Origin of the sequence: Actinomyces sp. oral taxon 849 str. F0330 (assembly GCF_000239715.1) — a bacterium.
GTDB lineage: Bacteria > Actinomycetota > Actinomycetes > Actinomycetales > Actinomycetaceae > Actinomyces > Actinomyces johnsonii.
Genome location: NZ_JH470355.1, coordinates 73311 through 96901, shown reverse-complemented (window position 1 = coordinate 96901; position 23591 = coordinate 73311). Strand labels below are relative to the sequence as shown.

17 protein-coding genes and 1 pseudogene are annotated in these 23591 nt (G+C 65.8%); 12 read left to right on the top strand and 6 right to left on the bottom strand.

From position 1 onward, the window contains the following. Positions 1–26 precede the first annotated feature (26 nt). From HMPREF0975_RS10680 to dapC, 10 genes are all read left to right on the top strand, one after another. On the top strand, positions 27–260 hold the full coding sequence (locus tag HMPREF0975_RS10680; protein WP_049939794.1) for a hypothetical protein: 234 nt from the start codon (positions 27–29) through the stop codon (positions 258–260). A gap of 175 nt (positions 261–435) precedes the next feature. Then, positions 436–2061: an ABC transporter substrate-binding protein gene (locus HMPREF0975_RS10675; protein ID WP_009234185.1), complete on the top strand. Its 1626-nt coding sequence runs from the start codon at positions 436–438 to the stop codon at positions 2059–2061. A 16-nt stretch (positions 2062–2077) separates the two neighbouring features. Next, positions 2078–3007 carry an ABC transporter permease gene (locus HMPREF0975_RS10670; protein WP_009234184.1) on the top strand — a complete coding sequence of 310 codons (930 nt, stop codon included), beginning with the start codon at positions 2078–2080 and terminating at the stop codon, positions 3005–3007. Then, a complete protein-coding gene (locus HMPREF0975_RS10665) occupies positions 3000–3959 on the top strand; it encodes an ABC transporter permease (RefSeq protein ID WP_009234183.1) in 960 nt (319 codons plus the stop codon). Before HMPREF0975_RS10670 ends, HMPREF0975_RS10665 begins: the two co-directional genes overlap by 8 nt. Next, a complete protein-coding gene (locus tag HMPREF0975_RS10660) occupies positions 3956–5890 on the top strand; it encodes a dipeptide ABC transporter ATP-binding protein (RefSeq protein WP_009234182.1) in 1935 nt (644 codons plus the stop codon). The genes HMPREF0975_RS10665 and HMPREF0975_RS10660 overlap by 4 nt, the downstream gene beginning before the upstream one ends. Positions 5891–5910: 20 nt before the next feature. Next, positions 5911–6588 carry a hypothetical protein gene (locus HMPREF0975_RS10655; RefSeq protein WP_232212511.1) on the top strand — a complete coding sequence of 226 codons (678 nt, stop codon included), beginning with the start codon at positions 5911–5913 and terminating at the stop codon, positions 6586–6588. A gap of 165 nt (positions 6589–6753) precedes the next feature. Continuing rightward, on the top strand, positions 6754–8676 hold the full coding sequence (gene typA / locus HMPREF0975_RS10650) for a translational GTPase TypA (protein WP_009234180.1): 1923 nt from the start codon (positions 6754–6756) through the stop codon (positions 8674–8676). Positions 8677–8691: 15 nt separating this feature from the next. Next, a complete protein-coding gene (locus HMPREF0975_RS10645; RefSeq protein WP_009234179.1) occupies positions 8692–11214 on the top strand; it encodes a VanW family protein in 2523 nt (840 codons plus the stop codon). A 213-nt stretch (positions 11215–11427) separates the two neighbouring features. Next, a complete protein-coding gene (fdxA, locus tag HMPREF0975_RS10640) occupies positions 11428–11778 on the top strand; it encodes a ferredoxin (protein WP_009234178.1) in 351 nt (116 codons plus the stop codon). A 24-nt stretch (positions 11779–11802) separates the two neighbouring features. Beyond that, complete coding sequence (dapC, locus tag HMPREF0975_RS10635) at positions 11803–13050, top strand: succinyldiaminopimelate transaminase (protein ID WP_049939791.1); 1248 nt, start codon at positions 11803–11805, stop codon at positions 13048–13050. A gap of 6 nt (positions 13051–13056) precedes the next feature. Here the strand turns inward: dapC and HMPREF0975_RS10630 are convergent, their stop codons facing one another. Further along, positions 13057–14292: an AAA family ATPase gene (locus tag HMPREF0975_RS10630; RefSeq protein WP_049939789.1), complete on the bottom strand. Its 1236-nt coding sequence runs from the start codon at positions 14290–14292 to the stop codon at positions 13057–13059. Positions 14293–14504: 212 nt separating this feature from the next. On the opposite strand from HMPREF0975_RS10630, the gene HMPREF0975_RS10625 reads away from it, so the two are divergent. After that, on the top strand, positions 14505–15929 hold the full coding sequence (locus HMPREF0975_RS10625) for a citrate synthase (protein ID WP_009234175.1): 1425 nt from the start codon (positions 14505–14507) through the stop codon (positions 15927–15929). Positions 15930–16181: 252 nt separating this feature from the next. Here the strand turns inward: HMPREF0975_RS10625 and HMPREF0975_RS10620 are convergent, their stop codons facing one another. The 5 genes from HMPREF0975_RS10620 to HMPREF0975_RS10605 form a co-directional block, all read right to left on the bottom strand. Next, complete coding sequence (locus tag HMPREF0975_RS10620) at positions 16182–17087, bottom strand: alpha/beta fold hydrolase (protein ID WP_009234174.1); 906 nt, start codon at positions 17085–17087, stop codon at positions 16182–16184. A 156-nt stretch (positions 17088–17243) separates the two neighbouring features. Further along, on the bottom strand, positions 17244–18092 hold the full coding sequence (locus tag HMPREF0975_RS10615; RefSeq protein WP_009234173.1) for a VOC family protein: 849 nt from the start codon (positions 18090–18092) through the stop codon (positions 17244–17246). Between the two features lie 121 nt (positions 18093–18213). Next, on the bottom strand, positions 18214–20478 hold the full coding sequence (locus tag HMPREF0975_RS10610; RefSeq protein ID WP_009234172.1) for a VWA domain-containing protein: 2265 nt from the start codon (positions 20476–20478) through the stop codon (positions 18214–18216). Between the two features lie 143 nt (positions 20479–20621). Further along, positions 20622–20963 (bottom strand): hypothetical protein, encoded by a 342-nt coding sequence (locus tag HMPREF0975_RS15700; RefSeq protein WP_021608412.1) that lies wholly within the window; start codon positions 20961–20963, stop codon positions 20622–20624. Positions 20964–21926: 963 nt separating this feature from the next. Next, entirely contained in the window at positions 21927–22841 is a 915-nt protein-coding gene (locus HMPREF0975_RS10605; RefSeq protein WP_083840779.1) for an MFS transporter, read from the bottom strand. A gap of 553 nt (positions 22842–23394) precedes the next feature. On the opposite strand from HMPREF0975_RS10605, the pseudogene HMPREF0975_RS10600 reads away from it, so the two are divergent. Then, positions 23395–23591 (top strand): annotated as a pseudogene (locus HMPREF0975_RS10600) (SAM-dependent methyltransferase); the annotation flags it as partial.

Here is a 23591-nt window from a genome sequence, read left to right as displayed (position 1 = left end):
TGTGTGCCTTGCCTATCCCCTGTTGCGTGTCTCAGACCACCGACCCGCAGGCCTGGCGCGCCCACGCACCGGGCGAGGAGGCCGCCGTCGAGTCCGCCATGTCCCTGTCCTTCGTCGGAACGGCCGACGACGTCGCCGCCCGCCTGCGCGGGCAGGCTGACCGCTGGGACCTCGACGAGATCCTCGTAGTCACGCACGCCCACGATCCGGCTGCGCGGTGCCGTTCCTACGAGCTGCTCGCCGAGGCCTGGCGCGCCTGAGCGGGCCCGGGCGGGCCTCTTCTCCCACGTTCTCCGGTGTGTGACCTACGTGTCGATTCTGTTTCCTTGCTGGACGTAAGATGACCGCTTATGGGCGGCGCCTGATCGCGCTCGCACCCTTGAATCCCAATATCCCTGTGACATCGCAGTCAGTTCCATGCCCCATGGAGGTCGCATGAACAACGCCCTGACAGTGTCGCGCCGTGGCTTCGGGCTCGGCGTGGCAACCATAGGCCTGCTCCTGGCTTCAGGCTGCTCGCGCGGATCGAGCTCCGGTGGAGACGGTCTGGGCAGCGGCAGCGGCAAGCTGACCCTGGCCTACAACTCCGACGGCCCCCACAAGACCTGGGCCGAGGCCGTGTGCCACTCGGTGTCCAACGTCCTGGGCATTACCATGGAGCCCCTTCCGGTGGCCCAATTCTCCGAAATGCGCTCCGCCATCACTAAGCACACCCTCCTGGGTGCTTTCCGCAACGGCTGGTCGGCCGACTACCCCTCGCTCGAGAACTTCCTCAGCGCCACCTTCCAGACCGGTGCCGGCGCGAACGACTCCCAGTACTCTTCGAAGACGTTCGACGACTTCCTGGCCCAGGCGGCTGCAGCCACCGACCCCGAAACCGCTTACGGCTACTTCCGTCAGGCCCAGACCCAGCTCTTCGCCGACCTGCCCGGCATCCCGCTGTGGTACCAGAACGGGTTCGGCGGCTACTCCCGCAACGCTTCCAACGTCGACTTCAACTGGACCGGTGTCCCGTTCTACGAGGAGGCTCGCTCCAGCGCCAATGGCGGCGTCGTCCTATCCAACCTCTCCGAGCCCCAGAACTCCTTGCTGCCCACCAACACCAATGAGTCCAACGGCGGGCGGATCCTCGACCTGGTGTTCGCTGGTCTGGTCCGCTACGACAAGGACGGCAACGTCATCAACGAGGTGGCCTCCTCTATCGAGACCGAGGATAACCAGCACTACACGATCACCCTCAAGCAGGGGTGGACCTTCTCCGACGGCAGCCCGGTGACCGCTGACTCCTTCATCAAGGCCTGGAAGTTCGGAGCCCTGCTGTCCAACGCCCAGCTCGGCTCTTCCTTCTTCGAGCGGATCAAGGGCTTCTCCTACGATGAGGACTCTGAGCTGACGGGGCTGACCAAGGTGGATGACTACACCTTCACCGTGGAGCTGAACGCCCCGGCGTCGGACTTCAAAATCAGCCTGGGCCACTACGCCTACTACCCGATGCCCGAGTCGGCCTTCGCCGACACCAAGGCCTACGGCGCCAAGCCCGTGGGAAACGGCCCTTACCGGCTCATCTCTTGGGACCACGACAGCCGGATCGTCCTGGAGCCCAACCCCGCCTATACCGGCGGGCGCACCGTGGCGAACAAGGGCATCACCTTCAAGCTGTACACGAGCTACGACTCGGTCTACAACGACCTGCTGGCAGGCGCCCTCGACATCGCCGACTCCATCCCCGACGCCTTCCTGCCGACTTTCCGCGAACAGCTCCAGGGACGCGCCATCAACAAGCCCGCCGCCTACTTCCAGGGACTCGCCATCGACGTCACCCATGAGCACTGGAAGATGGACGAGGAGGGGCGCGCCCGGCGCGCCGCCATCTGCCGGGCCATCGACCGCAAGCTCATCTGCGAGAAGCTCTACTACGGCACCCGTACACCGGCCAAGGACTTCACCGCCCCCACCGTCGAGGGATGGACCGCCGAGGTGCCGGGCAACGAGGTCCTCACCTACGACCCGGACGAGGCCAGGCGCCTGTGGGCGCAGGCCGAGGCCATCTCCAAGTTCTGATCGGGAGGAAGTGGACATGCTTCGTTACGTCGCACGCAGGCTGCTGCAGATGGTCCCGGTGTTCTTCGGGGCCACACTACTCATCTACGCCATGGTCTTCGCCCTGCCGGGCGACCCGGTCGCAGCGCTCGGAGGCCAGCGCTCCCTGAGCCCCGAGGTGATCGACCAAATCAAGGCGAGCTACCACCTCGACAAGCCCTTCATCGTGCAGTACCTGCTCTACCTCAAGGGACTGCTCACCCTGGATTTGGGCCAGTCGCTGCGAGGAACCGAGTCCGTCCTCGATGTGCTGGTACGGGCCTACCCGATCACCATCAAGCTCTCCCTCATGGCCCTGACCTTCGAGGCCGTCGCGGGCATCGGCTTCGGCCTCATCGCCGGGGTGAGGAAGGGTGGCTGGTTCGACGCCACCGTTCTGGTGCTCTCCCTGGTGGTCATCGCCGTGCCCACCTTCGTCATCGGCTTCGTCCTGCAGTTCATCATCGGGGTCCGCCTGGGATGGCTGCCCGTGACCGCCGGAGAGAGCCCCGGCTTCACCGAGCTCCTCATGCCGTCCATGGTGCTGGGAGCCGTCTCCTTCGCCTACGTGCTGCGCCTGACCCGCACCGAGGTCGCCGAGAACCTCACCGCCGACCACGTGCGCACTGCCCGGGCCAAGGGTCTGAGCGGGGCCCGCGTCATGATCGTCCACGTCCTGCGCAACTCTCTGGTCCCGGTCGTCACCTTCCTAGGCGCGGACCTGGGGGCCCTTATGGGAGGCGCCATCGTCACCGAGGGCATCTTCAACATCAAGGGCGTGGGAGGCACCCTCTACTCCGCCATCATCCGCGGCGACGGCCCCATGGTCGTGTCCTTCACGACCGTGCTCGTGCTCGTCTTCATCATCTCCAACCTCCTGGTGGACTTGCTCTACGCCGCCCTGGACCCGAGGATCCGCTATGCCTGAGAACATCACGTCCCCCACTACGCGCCCGGGCCAGGAGCGCTTCGTCAGCCAGGACGACGAGATCGGCCTGGGCGCCGTCGACGCCGTCGCAGACGAGTCCGCCCCCGCCTCGGTCTGGCTCGACGCCTGGAGGCAGCTGCGCCGTCGCCCCATCTTCTGGGCGGCCTCGGTGCTCATCGCCATCGCCGTGCTCTTCTCGCTGGTCCCCGGGCTCATCGCCCCGCGCGACCCCGGGTATTGCACACTGGTCAACTCCTACCAGGGACCCTCCTGGGCCCACCCCTTCGGCTTCGACATCCAGGGCTGCGACATCTTCGCCCGCACCGTCCACGGGGCCCGGGCCTCGGTGAGCGTGGGCATCTTCACCACCCTCATCGTGGTCCTCGTCGGCTCGGCCGTCGGGGCCTTGGCGGGGTTCTTCGGGGGCTTCTTCGACGCGCTGCTCTCACGCGTCACCGATATCTTTTTCGCCGTGCCCTTCGTCCTGGCCGCCATCGTCGTCATGCAGATGTTCCGCAACGACCGCTCGATCCTCACTGTCATCCTGGTCCTGGCCCTGTTCGGCTGGCCCCAGATCGCCCGCATCACGCGGGGGTCGGTCATGAGCGTCAAGAACGAGGACTACGTGACCGCCTCACGCGCCCTGGGCTCGGGGCGCATGGCCATGCTGCTGCGCCACGTCATGCCCAACGCGGCCGCCCCCATCATCGTGACCGCCACTGTCGAGCTGGGCGTGTTCATCGTCTCGGAGGCCACCTTGAGCTTCCTGGGCATCGGACTGCCCTCCTCGGTCGTCTCCTGGGGCGCGGACATCGCGGCCGCCAAGGACGCCCTCAACAGCCACCCGAGCGTCCTGCTCTTCCCCTCCGGAGCGCTGGCCCTGACCGTGCTCGGCTTCATCATGCTCGGCGACGTCGTCCGCGACGCCCTGGACCCGAAGGCCCGCAAGTGACACCCACCAACGCACCCGCATCGACCACCACCACGACAGCTGCCTCAACCGCCGGCAAGGCGAGCAGTACCAGCAGCTCCGACAAGACCTTCGCCCCCGCGGCCTCCTGGAACGCTGGGAGTGACCCCCTCCTGGAGATCAACGACCTGGAGGTCGCCTTCCGATCCTCGACCGGGCTCGTCCCGGCCGTGCGCAAGGCGCGGCTGACCCTCTACCCCGGCCAGTCCGTCGCCATTGTGGGGGAGTCCGGCTCCGGCAAGTCCACCATGGCCCACGCCATCATCGGACTGCTGCCCGGAACCGGTCGGGTCACCGGCGGCACGATCCGCTTCCAAGGACGCGATATCACCCACCTGGGCCCCCAGGAGCTCACCGCTCTGCGCGGCTCCTCCATCGGCCTAGTGCCCCAGGACCCCATGTCCAACCTCAACCCGGTGTGGTCCATCGGCTTCCAGGTCAAGGAGGCGCTGCGGGCCAACGGCCTGGCCGGCGTCGCCGACGACCGCCTCGCCCACCTCATCGCCGAGCGCACCGACGACGCCGAGAAGCCGGTTCCGTCCACCGGTGGGAGCATCGACGTCAACGAGCAGGTGGCCCTCCTACTGGAGCAGGCCGGGCTTCCTGAGGCCTCCCGGCGGGCCAAGCAGTACCCCCACGAGTTCTCCGGCGGCATGCGCCAGCGCGCCCTCATCGCCATCGGTCTGGCCGCCCGCCCCGACCTGCTCATCGCCGACGAGCCCACCAGCGCCCTGGACGTCACCGTCCAGCGGCGCATCCTCGACCATCTCCAGACCCTCGTGCGCGAGCTGGGCACCGCGATGCTCTTCATCACCCACGACCTGGGCCTGGCCGCCGAGCGCGCCGAGCACATCGTCGTCATGCACCGCGGCCGCGTGGTGGAGTCCGGGCCCAGCCTCGAGGTCCTCCAGGACCCCCGCCACCCCTACACCCAGCGCCTGGTCAAGGCCGCCCCCTCCCTGGCGTCGCGCCGTATCGAGTCCGCCCACGCCCGCGGCATCCAGGTCGCCGATGACGAGCTCCTGGGGGCGAGCCTCGGGGCGAGCTCCACCGAGGAGATCCTGCGCGTGGAGCACCTCACCAAGGTCTTCGAGGTGCGCGGCGCCAAGGGGAAGGACAAGACCCTCACCGCCGTCGACGACGTCAGCTTCGGCATCCGCAAGGGCACGACGACGGCGCTCGTGGGCGAGTCCGGTTCGGGCAAGTCCACGGTCGCCAACATCATCCTCAACCTCATCGACCCCACCTCCGGCAAGGTGTTCCACGACGGAGTGGACCTGTCCACCCTGGGGCCCAAGGAGCTCTTCGCCCTGCGGCGCATCATGCAGCCGGTCTTCCAGAACCCCTATGGCTCCCTGGATCCGATGTACTCGATCTTCCGAGTCGTGGAGGAGCCGCTGCGGGTACACGGCATCGGCACCGCAAAGGAGCGCGAGGAGCGCGTCGCAGAGCTGCTCGACATGGTCTCCCTGCCGCGCTCGGTCATGCGCCGCTACCCCCATGAGCTCTCCGGTGGTCAGCGACAGCGCGTCGCCATCGCCCGCGCCCTGGCCCTCAAACCGGAGATCGTCGTTCTCGACGAGGCGGTCTCCGCCCTGGATGTGCTGGTCCAGGCCCAGATCCTGCGCCTGCTGTCCGATCTGCAGTCCGAGCTGGAGCTGACCTACCTGTTCATCACCCACGACCTGGCCGTCGTGCGTCAGATCGCCGACGACGTCGTGGTCATGGAGCACGGGCGGATCGTGGAGTCCGGGGCGGCCGACGAGCTCTTCGCAGCACCGAGCCAGGACTACACCCGCGAGCTCATCCGGGCCGTACCCGGGGCGGGCATCGACCTCTACGGTGAGGAGACAACGGATAAGACGGCGGACAAGGCAGCGGACAAAGCTGCGGACAAGGCGGCGGAGGCGTGAGCATCGGGCATGATGCGCCCGTGCCCGAAGTCGTGCCTACCGTCGTTATCCGCTCCCTGCCGGCCCGTCTGGGCACCGTGCTCATCGGCCTCGTCGCGTCCGCGATGGCGCTGACGATCGGGCTCGTCGACGGCCCCGGGCGCGGTCTGCGCGCCCTGACCTGGGCCGGGTTGCTCGCCTTCCTCACCTGGCTGCTGTGGTGGGCGCCGCAGATCACCTTGAGCCCTCAGGCCCTCGTCATCCGCAACGCCTGGCGCACCCACGTGCTGGGCTGGGACGAGGTCGAGATGTGCCGCACCCGCTGGGGACTTTCCGTCATCACGTCCGATGACGTGGAGGTCAGAGCCTCGGCCGCACCCCGCCGCGGTGGGATGGCCGAGGCCTTCCGGCACCGCCAGATGCTGCGCGAGCAGCAGGAGCGACACGACGGGCTTCGGGACTCCGAGACGGTTCCGGCCGCAGTGGTGCGCCCGGAGTACCTGACGGGGGAGGGGAACCACCGCACCAACCTCGACGCCGGCGACGCCGGGGCCCTCATCACCGCCTACGCCGAGCAGGTGCGCAGCCGCCACGGTGAGTCCAATGGCGACGCCGGGCGCCGTGTCGGCCGCGGTGTTACCAGCAGTCTTAACCGGCCGGTCGCCGTTGCCGCCGGAGCTCTCGTCGTCGTGATCGCCGCGGTCACTGCCCTACTTTGATGGCTCCTGTGACGTGATCGTGAGTGGGGGCACAGGCAAGGTGTTGGCCCAGACATGGCAGGCCAGGACCGGCGTCCTCTAGTCTTTCTCCGTCTCCTGCCCCTGTGACCGATGCCGTGAGCGGTATCCGGCCCACGGCGTCCCCCACCGGAAGAAGTAGCCCCTATGAGCGTGCGCCAAGACCTGCGTAACGTCGCCATCGTCGCCCACGTCGACCACGGCAAGACCACCCTCGTCGATGCCATGCTCTGGGAAGCGGGCGCCTTCGGAGCCCGGGCCACCGAGGAGACCACCGGCGAGCGCGTCATGGATTCCGGCGAGCTGGAGCGCGAGAAGGGCATCACGATCCTCGCCAAGAACACCGCGGTCCACTACTCCGGGCCCGCCGCCGCGGACGCCGGCTGCCCCGAGGGCATCACCATCAACGTCATCGACACCCCCGGGCACGCCGACTTCGGCGGCGAGGTCGAGCGAGGGCTGTCCATGGTCGACGGCGTCGTCCTCCTCGTCGACGCCTCCGAGGGGCCCCTGCCCCAGACCCGCTTCGTGCTGCGCAAGGCCCTGGCCGCGAACCTGCCAGTCATCCTCGTGGTCAACAAGGTGGACCGCCCCGACTCCCGACTCGACGAAGTCGTCGCCGAGTCCACCGACCTGCTGCTGTCCCTGGCCAGCGACCTGGCCGACGAGCACCCGGACATCGACCTCGACGCCGTCCTGGACGTCCCCGTCATCTACGCCTCCGCCAAGGCCCGCCGCGCCGACACCGAGGCCCCCGCCGACGGCGAGCTGCCGGCCAGTGAGAACCTCGAGCCGCTCTTCCGCACCATTATTGAGCGGATCCCTGGCCCCTCCTACGAGGAGGGCGCGCCCCTGCAGGCCCACGTCACCAACCTGGACGCCTCGCCCTTCCTGGGGCGCCTGGCGCTGCTGCGCATTCACAACGGCACCCTGCGCAAGGGGCAGACGGTGGCCTGGGCCCGCCACGACGGCTCACTGGCCTCGGCCCGCGTCTCCGAGCTCCTCGTCACCGAGGGCCTGGACCGCAAGCCGGCCGAGGAGGCCCATGCCGGCGACATCGTCGCCGTCGCCGGCATCGAGGACATCACCATCGGCGAGTCGCTCGTAGACCCCGAGGACCCGCGCCCGCTGCCGCTCATCACCGTGGACGACCCGGCCATCGCCATGACCATCGGCATCAACACCTCTCCGATGGCCGGGCGCACCAAGGGCGCCAAGGTCACCGCCCGCCAGGTCAAGGACCGCCTGGACCGCGAGCTCATCGGCAACGTGTCCCTGCGGGTCCTGCCCACCTCACGACCCGACGCCTGGGAGGTCCAGGGGCGCGGGGAGCTGGCGCTGGCGATCCTCGTGGAGCAGATGCGCCGCGAGGGCTTCGAACTCACCGTCGGCAAGCCCCAGGTGGTCACCCGCACCATCGACGGCAAGCGCCACGAACCCATCGAGCGCATGACCATCGACGTCCCCGAGGAGTACCTGGGCGCCGTCACCCAGCTCATGGCCGCCCGCAAGGGCCAGATGGAGACGATGACCAACCACGGCACCGGCTGGATCCGCATGGAGTTCCTCGTGCCGGCCCGCGGCCTCATCGGTTTCCGCACCCAGTTCCTCACCGACACCCGCGGCACCGGCATCGCCTCCTCCATCGCCGAGGGCTACGCCCCCTGGGCCGGGCAGATCGTCTCGCGCACCACCGGCTCCCTGGTCTCCGACCGCGCCGGCGCCGTGACCGCCTACGCCCTCATCCGCCTGCAGGACCGCGGCAGCTTCTTCGTCGAGCCCACCCAGGAAACCTACGAGGGGCAGGTCGTGGGGGAGAACCCCCGTGGCGAGGACATGGACGTCAATGTGGTCCGCGAGAAGCAGCAGACCAACATGCGTTCCTCGACCGCCGACACCTTCGAGGCCCTCGTGCCGCCGCGCCGCCTCACCCTGGAGGAGGCCCTCGAGTTCGCCGCCGACGACGAGTGCGTCGAGGTCACCCCGGAGGCCGTGCGCATCCGCAAAGTCATCCTGAACTCCCAGGAGCGCTTCCGGGACAACGCCCGTCGTCGTCGCGCCGAGGCCTGAGAGGAACCAGTACCCATGAGCCAGTCCGTCAACCACGGGGAGAAGTCTGTCTCCTCGACCGGAGACACCGTCGAGCCCGTCGAGGCTATTGGGCCCTCTCAGCCGACCAGCGCCGAGCCGGCTGAGGAGCGGACCGAGCAGCAGACCGGTGCTGCAGCCTCTCCCGCTGAGGCCGGGAACCCCGACGAGACCCCGACCGTCGACCTCAATGACAGTAGCGACGACGAGGAAGAAACGGCTCAGGAACCCGACGACGAGGCCCAGGACGCGCAGCATCCCGATAAGGAGCCTCAGAACACTTCCGAGGCCGCAGCGGACAACGAGCCCGCCGAGTCCCACCAGGCCGAGCCGGTGACCGCCGAACCGGTGGCGACGCCGGCAACGGTGCGTGTCCTCGATGAGGGCACCACACCGGCCGAGGTTCTCTCCCCCTACGATTCTCCCCGCGATCTGACCGAAGCGGATGCGGCTGCTCGGCCCTCGGAGGCTGCCGAGCCCGCTGGGCGCACGGCATGGAGGCCCGACTCCGGCACCATGCCGCCATCGATCGCACCGAAGCACCCCGCCGGCGCGCCATCCCCCTCCGAGCCTCGGAAAGATGCCACCGAGGTTGCTGCACCCGCCGAGGTCGCGGCCGAAGCGAATGCGCCCTACTCGCCTGAGCGGGCCGGCGTCTCCGCCGAGCCTGTGGGAGCGGCATCCCTCCCGACCACGCGCCCCGAGCCCGCCGCGAAGGCCCGGAAGGCCGAGAAGACTGACAATGCTGTGAAGAATGTCGGCAAGGCGGCCGGTGGACAGGCCGATGAGAAGCCCTCCTCGCGTCGTCGGCGCCTCATCCCGGCCGCCTGCGCCGCCGGGCTCGCGGTCCTACTACTCGCCTGGGGCGGCATCGCCTGGTGGACCACCCAGCACATCGCCTCGGGAACCAGCGTCTCCGGCGTCGACATCTCCGGTCTGAGTCCCAAGGAGGCCCGCGACCGCATCGGCAAGGAGGTCGGTGATCGGCTCGCCCAGCCGGTCACCCTCACCGTGGGGCAGGGCCACTCCGAGCTCGTGCCCTCAAGCTCGGGCGTCTCGGTGGACGCCGACGCCTCGGTCAAGCGGCTCACCGGCTTCACCCTCAACCCCCTCACCCTGGGGCACCGCCTGAGCGGCCAGCGCACCGACGCCGTCATCCGGGTCGATGCCGCCACGCTGCGCGGCGCCCTGGAGGACCGGGTGAGCTCGATGGCCAACGGCGCGGTCTCCGCCACCGTGACCCTGGAGGGCACCAAGCCGGTCACCACGCCCGCGAGCAACGGCGTCGGCCTCGACGTCGACGCCTCCCTCAAACAGCTCACCGGCTCCTGGCCCCTGGGCAAGCAGACCATCGCCATGCCCGAGGGCACCGCGATCCCCGCCATCACCGACGAGGAGGCCACGAAGTTCGTTGACGGCACGCTCAAGCCGCTGCTCTCCAGCGGGTTGACCGTCGACGGCGCGGGAACGACCCCACCCGGGCAGGCCGGCGGGGCGACGGCCGCGGCCTTCTCTCCCCAGGACATCGCCGGTCTACTGCGGATCTCCTCCGAGGGCGGCACCCTGAGCGCCGCCTTCGACCCGACCGCGCTGCACGACGCCGTCGTCGCCAGGATCGGCCAGGTCGAGACCCCCGCCCAGAACGCCACCTGGAAGATCGACGGCTCGGCTGCCGGGGCGCCCGGAGCCCGCCCGCAGTACGTCCCCTCCGCTCAGGGCAACGTCATCGACACCGCGGCCCTGTCCGCGAACCTGATCAAGGCGGGCACCTCCGCCACCGACGTCGCCGGGCGGACCGTGAGCCTGCCGATGGTCGTCGCCGAACCGACGGTGACCACACCGCAGAACGAATGGGGCATCACCGAGCCGATCGGCGAGTACGCCACCCCCTACAACAGCGGGGACGCGCCGCGCACCCAGAACCTCACTCGCGGTGCCGAGCTCGTCAACGGCACCGTTGTCAAGCCCGGCGAGGTGTTCTCCCTGGAGCAGACCCTCGGCGAGGTCGACTACGATCACGGGTTCGCCGACGCCGGCGTCATCTCCAACGGCCAGCACGTTGACTCCCTGGGCGGCGGTCTGAGTCAGGTGGCCACCACCGTCTTCAACGCCGGTTTCGAGGCCGGCATGGACGACACCGAGCACCACGCCCACCAGTACTACTTCGACCGCTACCCGGCCGGGCGCGAGGCCACCCTGTGGACCGGCAAGCTCGACGTGAAGTTCACGAACTCCACCTCCAACTCGGTGCTGGTTCAGGCCTGGCTGGACGGCGAGCAGATCCACGTGCGGATGTGGTCCACCAAGTACTACGACGTGTCGATTACCTCCTCAGAGCGCTTCAACTTCCGCCCGGTGTCCACCGAGCGCAAGTCGGGCCCCGGCTGCGAGCCTTACTCGGGCGGCAATCCCGGCTTCGATATCACCGTCACCCGCACCCGCAAGCACGACGGCAAGGCCGTGCCCGACGACGTCATCACCACCCAGTACGCCGCGGACAACGACATCGTCTGCTCCTGACGCGGCCTCAGGGCGCCTCGGTATCCGGAGCCGTTGTTACCTACGACATTCGCGCCGCGGCAGTGACGTAATCGCGGCGTGACGACCCCGAGTTTTCCGCGTGCTGACGGCCACTCTTCCGCCTCTTGGGCCGATGGGCCCTGGAGGACGATACTTGCCTCGACCCGCCCATCCGCGCGGGAGGTTCCCCAGAGGAGAAAGGACACTGCTGCTATGACGTACGTCATCGCCCAGCCCTGCGTCGACGTCAAGGACCGTGCTTGCGTCGACGAGTGTCCCGTCGATTGCATCTATGAGGGCGAACGCAGCCTCTACATCAACGCCGACGAGTGCGTTGACTGCGGGGCCTGCGAGCCCGTGTGCCCCACTGAGGCGATCTTCTACGAGGACGATGTTCCCGAGGAGTGGGAGGACTACACCCGCGCCAACATCGACTTCTTCGAGCTTAAGGGGCTGGGTTCGCCCGGCGGTGCCCAGAGGATCGGCCCTCAGGACTACGACGACCCCATGATCGCCGCTCTGCCCCCTCAGAACGAGGAGTGGAGAGAGGCCAACGGCTACTGAGACGACGGGAGGGGCGGTACGGGGCTGGAGATGCGCCCGGCGCGTGAGGAAGAATCGGTGCCTGTGAGCACCAGCACGACATCCGAGACGTATCCGAGCCCCCACCTGCCCCGCCGCCTCGCCCTGCCCGACTTCCCCTGGGACTCGCTGCGGCCCTACCGGGAGCGCGCCGCCGAGCATCCGGACGGCGTCGTCGATCTCGCAGTGGGCACGCCCGTCGATCCCACCCCCGAGATCGCGCGGACCGCCCTGTCCGCGGCCGCCAACGCCCCCGGCTACCCGACGACGGTCGGTGCCCCCGTGGTGCGCGCCGCCATCATCGAGTGGATGGAGCGCCGTCGAGGAGTGGCCGGCCTGAACGACGCCGAGGTCATCCCCACGATCGGTTCCAAGGAGTCCGTGGCCCTCCTCCCGCTCCACCTGGGCGTGGGCTCCGGCGACCTCGTCCTGCACCCGCGGGCCGCCTATCCCACCTACGACGTCGGCGCCCGCCTCGTGGGCGCCACCCCGGTTCCCGTGGACACCGACGCAGACCCCGCCACCTGGGGCGTCGCCGACGACGCGCGCGTGGCCGTCGTCTGGCTCAACAGTCCCGGCAACCCCGACGGGCACGTCCTGGATGCCGAGCAGATGGCCCGGATCGTCGCCTGGGCTAGGAGGCGCGGCGCGATCGTCATCTCAGACGAGTGCTACGCCGAGCTCGCCTGGGAGGCGCCGTGGGACGCCGAGCCGATCCCGAGCCTCTTGGATCCCAGGGTCGGAGGAGAGGCGGGCCGGAGCGGCCTGCTCGCCCTGTACTCCCTGTCCAAGCAGTCCAACCTGGCCGGCTACCGGGCGGCCTTCCTCGCCGGGGACGCCGACCTGGTCGGCGCGGTCACCGAGGTGCGCAAGCACACCGGGATGCTCGTGCCGACTCCGGTCCAGGCCGCCCTCGTGGCTGCCCTCGGGGACGAGGCCCACATGGAGGTGCAGAAGGAGGTCTACCGGGAGCGCCGCGAGATACTCGTGGAGGCGACTACCGCCGCCGGGCTCGTTAACGACCCGGCCTCCGTGGCCGGCCTGTACCTGTGGCTCAAGGGACCCGAGTCGATGAGCGCCTACGACCTCGTGGGAGCCTTCGCCGAGCTGGGGATCGTCGTGGCCCCCGGCGACTTCTACGGCGATGCCGGGGCCGGGCGGGTGCGCATGAGCCTGACCGACACCGACGAGCGCGTGCAGGCCGCCGCGCAGCGCCTGCGCTCGCCCGAGGCCGCCGCCCTCTTCGCCGGCTGAGCCGGGCTAGTCCACCGCGGGCCAGTCGGAGGTGAGATAGGCCCCGACGGCGCGGTGCTGGAAACGGTAGGGCCTGCCGCGCCGGATGATCCTGCGGGTCAGGTCGAGTCGCTGCGCGGTAGGGCCTGCCTCGGTGGCCCTCTTGTGGCCGAGCCGCTTCGCGATGTTCGTCAGAGAACGTTCCTCAGGCGCGAGTTCGGCCATCGCCTCGATGAACTCCCGCTCGCGCGGTGGGAGCCGGTCCAGGATGCGTTGCACGTGCGCCTCCGCCTCGTGGACCGCCTGCCTGCTCCATCCGGTACGAACATGCTCGGCCGTGATGATGCTGTCGGTGCCGGCGTGCCAGGCGCTCTGTCCGGCGAGCTGGAAGAGGAACGGCTCCCCACAGGAGAGCTCGACGATGGTGCGTTGAGCGGCGGGTTCCATGAAAATCCGGTCTGGGCCGCCGTTGGCCCTGGTGATGGGCCAGCCCCAGGTGACGAAGGGATGGAGGGCGACCAGGAGCTCATCGTCATCGATAGTGTTCAGAGTGGTGGTCTGGAAGCGACGTGCGAAGGTGGCACCAGATAGGGCTCCGGCCATGTCCGCGAACTCGGGCAGCCCGGTCAGGTAGACGGCGATAGGAAGCGCCGCGCCAACGCTCAGACCGCCGGGAAGGGTCGTGGGCTCCTCGTGAGTGAGGGCGTCGCCGAGAGCGATGAGCAGCTGAGAACGCGCGTGCTCATCGGTGATGTTCTGGACCTCGTCGATGTGAATCATCACCATGATGTGGCGTTTCGTCGCTGCACGGCCGATCTCGATGAGGAGATCGGTCAGGGCGGTGTAAGGCTCGGGGCCATCTTGGGCGCGCATGGACAGTGAGATGCCCGAGGCGGCCACGGACTCAACGCGGCGCAGCAGGTCGCCGATGCGCTGCTCCCTGGCGGCAGGGAGACCTGCCGTGTCGGCGAGGGTCAGCAGAGCTGAGGCGACCCGCTTGATGGGGTCGCTGCCCGACGGGATGCGCAGCTGCGGCGTGACCCAGTCGCCGGACTCCGAGGCCTCACTTGCGATCCGGCGCACCAGTGAGGATTTACCGGACCCGGCTTCTCCCAGGATCGTACGGCCGCGCTCGTGGATGCCGGCGGTGCGGCGCGGGCGAAGAATGTCCCGCCAGTCGCTGAGGTGCTCGGTACGGCCCGCCCACACCAGGGGCACGGTGTCCGATCCTGGGCTGAACGGCGAGTCAAGAGGTGTCCTCATGATGATAAGTTTATCAACGATCGGCTAACTTGATAAATTTATCAAGAGGCGACGGGAGCCCGGTTGGCGTCCACGGTGGGGGCAACGTGACGGGCCAATGAGACGACGGCGTGACAGCACACCCCGTACAGTGTGCGCTGGGTCCGCCGGACACCCAGTGGGCCCAGGCCTCGCCGTCGCGATGCGCGCGGCCCCGAGCCCCAGGAGACATGATGACGAGCACCCCCACCCCCGCCGCCTCGACGGAGCAGCCGGAGCAGAACCGGCCCGGCGTCGTCGATGGCCCCGGTCTGCTGACCCTGGATGGTCACAACCTCGAGCTGCCGCGCACCCGGGCGACCGATGGCGCCGACGGCTTGGGCGTGTCCAAGCTGCTGGGCTCCACCGGTGTGGTGACGCTCGACCCAGGCTTCACCAATACGGCGTCGTGCACCTCGCAGATCACCTATATCGACGGTGCGGCTGGGATCCTGCGCTACCGCGGCTACCCGATCGAGGAGCTGGCCAAGTCCTCGACCTTCCTGGAGGTCGCCTACCTCCTCATCTATGGCGAGCTGCCCGATCGCGAGTCCTTCGAGCGCATGGAGCGGCGCATCTCGCGCCACCGCCTCCTGCACGAGGACTTCCGCGGGTTCTTCACCTCCTTCCCCTCCTCGGGACACCCGATGGCGATCCTCCAGGCGGGGATCGCGGGCCTGGCCACCTACTACGAGGACACCCTCAATCCGCACGACCCCTACGAGCGCGAGCTCGCCACGGTGCTGCTGCTGGCCAAGCTGCCGACGATGATCAGCTACATCGCCCGGCGCGCCATCGGCCTGCCGCTGCTCTACCCCGACCCCCAGCGTTCCTATGTCGAGGACTTCATCCGCCTGACCTTCGGGATGCCTTACCAGTCCTACGAGATCGACCCGGCCGTGGTGCGGGCCCTGGACATGCTCCTCATTCTGCATGCCGACCACGAGCAGAACTGCTCGACCTCCACCGTGCGCCTCGTGGGCTCCTCCGACGCCAACATGTACGCCTCCGTGGCCGCGGGCGTGGGCGCGCTGTCCGGCCCCCTGCACGGCGGTGCGAACGAGGCGGTCCTGCGGATGCTGGATACGATCCAGAGCTCGGGGATGAGCACGGCCGAGTTCGTCCGCAAGGTCAAGGACAAGGAGGACGGCGTCCGGCTCATGGGCTTCGGCCATCGGGTCTACAAGAACTACGACCCACGGGCCGCGATCGTCAAGGAGACCGCCCACGACGTCCTGACCCGCCTGGGCTCCGACGACGGCGACCGCAAGCTCGAGATCGCCATGGAGCTGGAGGAGACGGCGCTGCGCGACGACTACTTCGTCTCCCGCAGCCTCTACCCGAACGTCGACTTCTACACCGGCCTCATCTACCAGGCGATGGGTTTCCCCACGAAGATGTTCACGCCCCTGTTCGCCCTCGGGCGCCTGCCCGGCTGGATCGCCCAGTACCGCGAGATGATCGCCGACCCGGCAAAGCGCATCGGGCGCCCCCGCCAGGTCTACGACGGCTCCACCGAGCGCCACTACGTGGCCATGCACCGCCGCAAGCACGACGACGGCCAGTACCCGGACACCCGCGCCGGCGTCCCCAGCCTCGACCGCATCACCAGGGTCTGAATCACGAGGGTCTGAGGCTTACGGCTCACGCCGGTCGCTCAAGGCCGCGGCGGTCCAGACTGGGGACGTACTTTCCCCACGAGGACTGCGTTCTCCCCCAAACCACTGAGGTCCGCCCTCAGTGGTTTGGGGGAGAAGTACGTCCCCGACGCAGAAGTACGTCGTCGATCAGAGCGTTGGGCTGTTCGGCGCATGGAGGAGCGGCTGATGACCGCCGAGAGCTCCTGTGGCCGTTTGAGGGAAGCGCCCGGGCTACCTGAGGTAGTCATCCAGGGTGGCCAGTATCGTCGGGGTGGCGCGTTCGGCCTTCTCGTTGAGAATCAGATGGTGACCGGCGGGCAACTCGATCAGCCGCTTCTGGGGCGCCACTAGTCGCTCGTAGACCAAGCGGCTGTAACCGAGGGTGAACAGGGGGTCGCCCGTCGACACGAACGCCACCACCGGACAGGCGATGCTGCCGTCGACGAGGACCGACATATCGGTCGCGAACAGGCTGGATAGGAAGCTCACTGGGTAAGCAGTGCGTCCCAGGGGATCCCGGTAGAACTCGTCGCGCCACTCCCGCTCCGAGAAGACCTTGCTGACGTCGAGGTAGCAACTCATCGGTACCTGAAGCCCGGGCAGCACTCGACCGGCGACGGCGATGACCCTCCGGATCACCGGGTACGCCACGCCGAGCGCGTTGGGGAAGCGTGTGACCGACAGGGACTCTCGCAAGGGTGTGAACAGAACGTTGTGCGGAAAGGCGGCCCGGATGCGGTGCTCGCCGCCGACTGCCAGCAGGGTGAGGATTCCACCCTGGCTCGAACCCATCAGCCCGACGGCGCCGGGGAAACGGGCGCAGGCATAGCCCACCGCGTCCCGGACGTTTCCGATCATGTCGTCGAGGGTGAACCGGTGGATAATCCGGGGGCTGCGCCCATGGGACAGCGGGTGGACGCCGACTACGTGGTAGCCGTGCCGGCTGACCGCGTCTAGGAAGGGGCTATAGAACAGGGGATGGGTCATGGTGCCCGGGACGAACACGACTGTCGGGGCCGAGTCCTGCTCCGCCTCCCAGATGGACAGTGTGATGGGGGCTCGGCCCGATTCGATCGAGACCTCCGAGTAACTGGCCAGGCCGATCGAGTGCTCGTTCAGCAGCGTTGCGATGTCCATGCCAGCTACGCCCTCTCAAGGTTGTCAGCGTTTCCGGCCGGTCAGCCTGTGGACGCTCACGCGACGAATGCGCGTACGGCTGAGCGGATGATCTCGGCCCGCTGGTCGGCCGCAGCCACCAGGCTATCGCCTCAACGGCGTGCTGAGGCCGGTGGGCTACAGCCGGGTCAGGTCGATCTTGCCCATCTGCAGGATCTTCTCGCGCGTGGCGGCGTCAGCCATGAGCTCGTCGATGTTGTGGGGGACGACCTGCCAGGACACGCCCCAGCGGTCGACGCACCAGCCGCAGCGCTCGGCCTCGGGCACGGCCGACAGTCCCGTCCAGTAGCGGTCGATCTCCTCCTGGTCCCGGCAGGAGACGATCATGGAGACCCCGGGCGTGAAGGTAAAGTCGTGGAAGGCCCCCGAGTCCATGGCCGCCATCCAGGTGCCGCGCAGCGTGAAGTCGGTGAACATGACGGTCCCCGCCTCCATCGGCCCACCCTCCTCGTAGCGGCGCAGAGCCCCGCGGTGGGCGTCGTCGAACAGGGCGATCCAGGCCTCAGTGGCCTCCTCTGCGTTGGCGTGGTTGGTTCCGCCAAACATGAAGGAGGGCAGGATGAAGGGACGCGGCTCGCCGGCCGGGTCGGTGAGCATGAGTTGCCAGGTCATGCCGAAGCGGTCGCGGACCCAGGCGTAGCGCGGCGAGAAGGGGTACTCGCCCAGCTCCATGAGCACACCGCCGGCGGAGAGCCGCTCGTAGAGCTCATCGAGGTAGGTCCGGGCCTGGTCCTCGTCGCCGAACAGGAGCGGGTCGAAGTTCAGGATGCAGCTGATCGACGGGTTCGGGGCGTACTGGCCGCCGCCGTTGATGAGCGAGAGCTGAAAGCCGTGGATGCTGACCATGGCCGCGAGCCCGGGCACCTGCTCGACGACGGAGCCCTCACGGAAGGCGTCGGCGTAGAACCGGGCCGCCTCATCGGTGTTGCCGTTGCACTGGATAGCGGGAGTGATGAGCTGATCCATACGGACACCGTACCGCGACCGCACGTGCGACGGGGTGCCGCTCCCTTCCAGCCAAGAGCGGCACCCCGACAAGGTGACAGAAGCGAGGGATCAGTGGGTCAGTGCCTGGTGACGGCGCCGATCATGAGATGGTCCTGCGCCGGTAGTGGAGCACTGCTGCGCCGGTGAGCATCCCGATGACCGCCAGGGTCGTCAGCCTGCCCGTTCGAGGTCCCGTATTGGACAAGGACCTGCGTGAGGCGGTGGTGGTCGGAGCGGCAGTGGGCGCTTTGGTGGGCTCGGGGACAACAGCCGGTGTAGGTGCCGATCCGTTACTTGGATCTGGGGTGGGTTGAACGCTAGGAGTACCGCCGTCGGGCGGGCAATTCTCGCCGACGACGCAGACACCGGGCTTGTCCTCAGTGGGGAAGCCGGGGTCGGGGTCGCATTCATCGCCGACGCCGTCATTATCGAAGTCGGACTGACCCCAGTTGTAGACATCGGGGCAGTTGTCCTGATCTCGTGGCGTGCTGTCGCCGTCGTCGGTGATGTCGACCTGCGTGGTGGCGACGGCGGCCTGGCCGTCGGACTGAGTGACGCGCAGGCCGATGACGCCGCTGAATTCCTCTGTGAAGGTATGGGTGATACGCGGCGAGTTGGTGGTCTCGTCGTAGACGCCATCGCCGTTGAAGTCCCAATCGTAGGAGGTCAGGGACCCCGAGACCGCGTGGGAGGCCGCGGCATCGATGTCGACGGAATCTCCCACCTTGGCGACGTAGGGACCCTGGATCCAGGCGAAGGGCTTGTTGAGCTCGCTGTTGATGGCGTTGTTGACGAGGTCGCTGACCTGATCGGGGGAGGAGGCGTTGGCGGTGGTGCCGGAGCTGGAGGTGACCAGGGTTCGGAACTCGGTGGAGCTGAGATGCCCGGTGTCGATGCCGTAGACGCTGACCGGATCCACTTCGTAGGCAGCCTTGGCCACGGAAGCGGCGGTATAGCCGGTTCCTGGTTCCGGGTCTCGAGGTGGTGCGTCGCCGATGACGACAACGATCTTCTTGACCCCGTTACGCCATTTCATATTGACGGCCTGCATGACACCGCTGTAAACGCTGGCGTTGGTATTACCAAAATTTCCTCCTTCGTACGTTAACGAATCTAGTCCTTTTTCTAGGGTAGGACCATCGCTGGTAAAGTCAACATCTGTCCGGGCTAAATAGTTGTTGGCGTTGAAATCAGGGTGATCCTTATAGTCAACGAGCGCAAAACGATATGAAGAAGCGCCTTGCTGTGTTTGTTTGATGATCGTGCTGACTCTCGCCCTGAGGGCGCCAACGTTGTTCTTCATGGAGCCGGTGGAGTCGATAGCGAAGACTATGTCAATGTCGCCCTTTACTCCCAGCATCGGGTTGTCGAAACTGGGGATACCGACCTTCTTAGCGATGAGTTTTGCGATCTCGTCATGTCCGACGAGGTTCGGGTGGTAGAATTCATTTGTGTCCCAACTGCTTTTAGACTGTATGTTACCGTTCTCATCTGTTTGTCCTTCGGTCTCGAAAAATTCGTTGATCCATCGATGTGGGTTGCGATCTTTCGTTGAGGGGTCTGGTTCATGGCCGTCAAATGTATCGATGACTCCGTCGATGTAAGTGACCTTAAGGTTAGGGTGTGAATTATTCCATTCCTGGACGAGAGTCGATTGTATTTGCATGGAGGAGTCACTAAGTGATCGCACTCCGGCCCCTGCATTGTACTCGACACCGTCATCCTTCAGGATGTACTCTCTGTTGGAAGCGAGACGCGGATACCCTACAATGATAACTTGAGCGTCGTTAGTTAGTTTATCGTCGATTTGTTGAAGTATGGTTAAAGTGTTGGTCTTAACGTTCTCAAGCTGCGTGTTGGCATTTGTGACTTTCTCCTTGCATGTTTTGGCGTCTCGCATTCCGAGAGCGAAGCACTGTTGCACTATGTCGGAGAAATTGACGTCATTGCCGCCGATGGTGAACATCACCAGATTTGTGTCTGCAGACATTTTGTCAATTTGGTTCGTCTTCCCATCCGCATGTAGGACGTCCGACGTAACACTACCGCTGTAGGCGAGATTTTCAAGGGTAGTGGGGGCTCCTTGGTCATTGAGCCAACGCGTGTATTTGTGTGCCCAGTTATTGTGGCTGCGATAGGATTCTTTGGGGCCATAATAGTCGCCCGCTCCATTTCCGGCAGAATATGAATCGCCGAGCAGTGTCGCGCGAATGAGGTTGTTGGTTTTGACTTCAGCGGAAGCAGGCGGGCTGAGTGGCAGGCTGGTTGCGATGCTAATTAGTGAAAGAAGCGTGATGATGGAGCAGAGTCGAAGTAGTGTTGAAAAGAAAGAATTGGAGATGCTAGAGGATTTGATCCTGTACATGACTGCAGCGTCTTCCGTGTTGGGTGGTGCTGAGAATACTCGATGCGGGTCGAAACGGTGAAACGGCGGATTGACTTATTGAAGAAGATCCTGGATCAGTGCGTTTGTCGGTTTTGCGATCTTGCGGATAACATTAGGCATGCTCATGAAAAATCTAAAGAAACTGCTACAGTATTCAGTCGTTCCTTTGGAATGTTCGAATCATTCTCTGTGTTGGCGGTCAGTGTCAGTCGCATGTAATCATCTCCAGCTCGGTTGCGGTGTCGAGCCAGCCATACATTAGATGACGATATGTCGGTCTCTTCGACCCATCCGTTTTTTTCCGCATATCTAATGAATGATTTGTGAAGAGACGCTATGTCACCATTTTCTCCTTGAAACCATCGAGTTAAGGAAATATGTGGATCTTCGATCGAGAACCATTCGGTGGGCTTGGTCTCCTCTGTTTCGATAGCCTTATGATCAAGGATCGTTTCGGCGCCCATGGGGTCGTTCCGCAGTGCTCGCAGTAACTTTCCATCTTCTGTGAGGGGTCCTCCGGGGCGAAAAGACCATAATCCGCCGGCGAGGAGGAGTCCTCCGGTAAGGCTAAGGCATCCGACTCTTATCAGAACTCGTCGTCGAGATGGGCGCGAAGGCGGGCCAGTGGATTCTGAAGAGGAGTTGGAGGTACGAGGGGAGCCGTGAGATCGCGGGGCTGGTGGAGCCATGTCATAATTGTATAAAAACTAACATCGAAGTGGCGAGTATCTTACATGCTGAAGTTCGTCAGTGCTAGTGTTTGTCTGATGTCTGGTCTCTCCATTTCCCAGGGCGTGTTCCCTGTATGTCTCACATGTCTGCAGCAGTCGCAGTGGCCTGCATTATTTTGCACGATTTCATGCTGACGGTGTTGTTCTCACGTCATTTCACCGATCTTAGTTTACGTAAAGGTGATTTCTAACTGTATTGTGAAGCGCGAAGATGTTGCTGTACGTTTCTGTGCCTCCGTGTCGGCCGATCCAAGGGTCGGTTGCGGATGGTTTGGGATCTTTCGCCCACCTGTGGCTCCCCGCATGGTCGATGAAGAGTGCCATGAGTTCCTCGGGTGATCTGCTTGCGTAAGGGGGCAGGTCCTGTTTTCGAGAACGTGGGACAGGGCCGGGGTGACAGGGCGGCCGTGGTGGAAGATGGCGTCGGCGGCGTGACCTCGTTGGTGACGGGATTGAGCAGACGACTTCATCGTCACTTTGCGGGTTGTGCCGCACCAGCATCAACATGCCAGACCCACTAAAGAACAGACGACCACCTATCCACTTTGCCGCCCCCTGCCTGCCGCACCCTCAAACACAAGGAGCCCCTTATCTTCCATGAGCGGGGCGAAGCCGGTACCGGCTTCGTTGACGTATATCGGCGATTGTTGTCCACCTTCGATGACGGAGGATGGCCGCTTCAGCGTGTCTTCCATTTTACTGATTGACCTCCTCTCCGAGGTCGCTTGGGCGGATCATCAGTGCGCTGGCGGTACTCAGTAGGAATGCTGTGATACCGATAGCAGTGAAGTTGCCGGTGAGAGTGAGCAACGGGCCACCGATAAGCCCGGCCACCGTCGTGCCGAGGTACATCACCGCACTAGTGAGGGTGGAGATGGTGCCTCGCGCTGTGTTGTCGAGTTGCTGCAGGTGGAGCATGCGGACGCTGAGCATCGCGCCCTCACAGGCGAAGAGAGGTAAGAACACCAAGCCCACGGCGAGCGGAGGCGGAGAGACGGCGAGTGTCAGGTAGGCGATGCCCATCACCACAGCACTCAGGTAGATGGCTCGGACAGGGGTCATACGGCCGGTCAGCCGGACGCCGAAGAGACTGCCGATCGTGTTACCGATCCCGCCAGCCAGGACGATGTGCGCCACTGTGACCTTCGAGGTGCCCAGGCCGTCCTCCAACCACGTCGGTGCGTAGGTGAACACGGTGAAGAACGCCAGGGTGTATGCGAGGTAGGACAGGAATCGTGTGAACGCTTGTGGTGCGTGGAGCAGGGTCAGGTACGGCACCTTCTTAGTTGCCGCGGTGGGGCGGATATCAGGGATCTGGTACCAGAGTGTGACTGTTAGCCCCAACGAGCAGACCCCGATGATGGGGAAGACAATGCGCCGGTCGATGATCGCGAGAAGGCTCCCGAGAGGAACGCCGACGACCTGAGCGATTGACAGTCCGGCGGTCGCATATCCCATGACGCGCAGGACATGTTTCTGATCCGGGCCGACGAGTGCGGGAATCAGTGCCCACACTTGTGGTGCAGCGATGGCTGCCGCACCGCCAGTGATAAAACGGAAGGTGAACATCGTCCAGAAACCAGCGGAAACTGCACAGGCTGCTGTTGCCAACGTGAAGACGACCGTCCCAAGCGTAAGGATGATCCGGCGTTACCTCGGTCCGAGATCGGCCCGGACACCAGTCCGGTGAGCGCGTAGGGGCTGCTGACGCCTACGCGCCGTGACAATGGCTATCGTGACTACGGCATTGAAGAGGTTCTAGCCGCCCGCCAGATCGTTACGCATGTCTCATGCCGGATTCCCGCTCTCACTTATCAGGACGGTGCTGCCCTGTGCCACGGAAAGCGGTGCGCTGAGAGCCTGCCCCTCCGTTGCACCCGAGCTGCGTCGTCGGCTCCGCGACGTCGAAGAACAGATTGACACGCTCGCGAGTGGTGCCGAGGTCATCAGGAGCTTCCTCGACAACCTCCAAGACGTTGCATCTGCCTAGCCCACCCTATAGTCGCGGTAGTGGTGTCGTACTCAATGGGTACCTGCCGAACTTGGCTGCCGCGCCGACGCTCACCCCCTGAGCGTCTGGGCCTTCCAGGTGCCTTGCTGGCGTCATCGAGTCATCGACGTCGGACTCTGCCCGCCGTGGAACTACTATGGTTAGGCTGACCTCATGAGTGAGAAGCCCGCAGACTCCACCACCTCCGCCGACCTGCCGCTGCCCTACGCCGACCGTCCCGTCGCCTCCGCGCCCGGCCACTGGGTCCTGGCCCGCGCCGGCAAGCGCGTCCTGCGTCCGGGCGGCGCCGCCCTGTCTACGGCCATGCTCGGCCACGCTGGCCTGGCGGGCGCCGACGTCGTCGAACTCGC

Bases quoted from the DNA above. Each gene is read 5' to 3' on its own strand.
- HMPREF0975_RS10675 (WP_009234185.1), top strand. From the start codon at position 436: ATGAACAACGCCCTGACAGTGTCGCGCCGTGGCTTCGGGCTCGGCGTG.
- HMPREF0975_RS10670 (WP_009234184.1), top strand. From the start codon at position 2,078: ATGCTTCGTTACGTCGCACGCAGGCTGCTGCAGATGGTCCCGGTGTTC.
- HMPREF0975_RS10665 (WP_009234183.1), top strand. From the start codon at position 3,000: ATGCCTGAGAACATCACGTCCCCCACTACGCGCCCGGGCCAGGAGCGC.
- typA (WP_009234180.1), top strand. From the start codon at position 6,754: ATGAGCGTGCGCCAAGACCTGCGTAACGTCGCCATCGTCGCCCACGTC.
- HMPREF0975_RS10645 (WP_009234179.1), top strand. From the start codon at position 8,692: ATGAGCCAGTCCGTCAACCACGGGGAGAAGTCTGTCTCCTCGACCGGA.
- fdxA (WP_009234178.1), top strand. From the start codon at position 11,428: ATGACGTACGTCATCGCCCAGCCCTGCGTCGACGTCAAGGACCGTGCT.
- HMPREF0975_RS10630 (WP_049939789.1), bottom strand. From the start codon at position 14,292: ATGAGGACACCTCTTGACTCGCCGTTCAGCCCAGGATCGGACACCGTG.
- HMPREF0975_RS10625 (WP_009234175.1), top strand. From the start codon at position 14,505: ATGACGAGCACCCCCACCCCCGCCGCCTCGACGGAGCAGCCGGAGCAG.
- HMPREF0975_RS10620 (WP_009234174.1), bottom strand. From the start codon at position 17,087: ATGGACATCGCAACGCTGCTGAACGAGCACTCGATCGGCCTGGCCAGT.
- HMPREF0975_RS10615 (WP_009234173.1), bottom strand. From the start codon at position 18,092: ATGGATCAGCTCATCACTCCCGCTATCCAGTGCAACGGCAACACCGAT.
- HMPREF0975_RS10610 (WP_009234172.1), bottom strand. From the start codon at position 20,478: ATGTACAGGATCAAATCCTCTAGCATCTCCAATTCTTTCTTTTCAACA.
- HMPREF0975_RS15700 (WP_021608412.1), bottom strand. From the start codon at position 20,963: ATGGGCGCCGAAACGATCCTTGATCATAAGGCTATCGAAACAGAGGAG.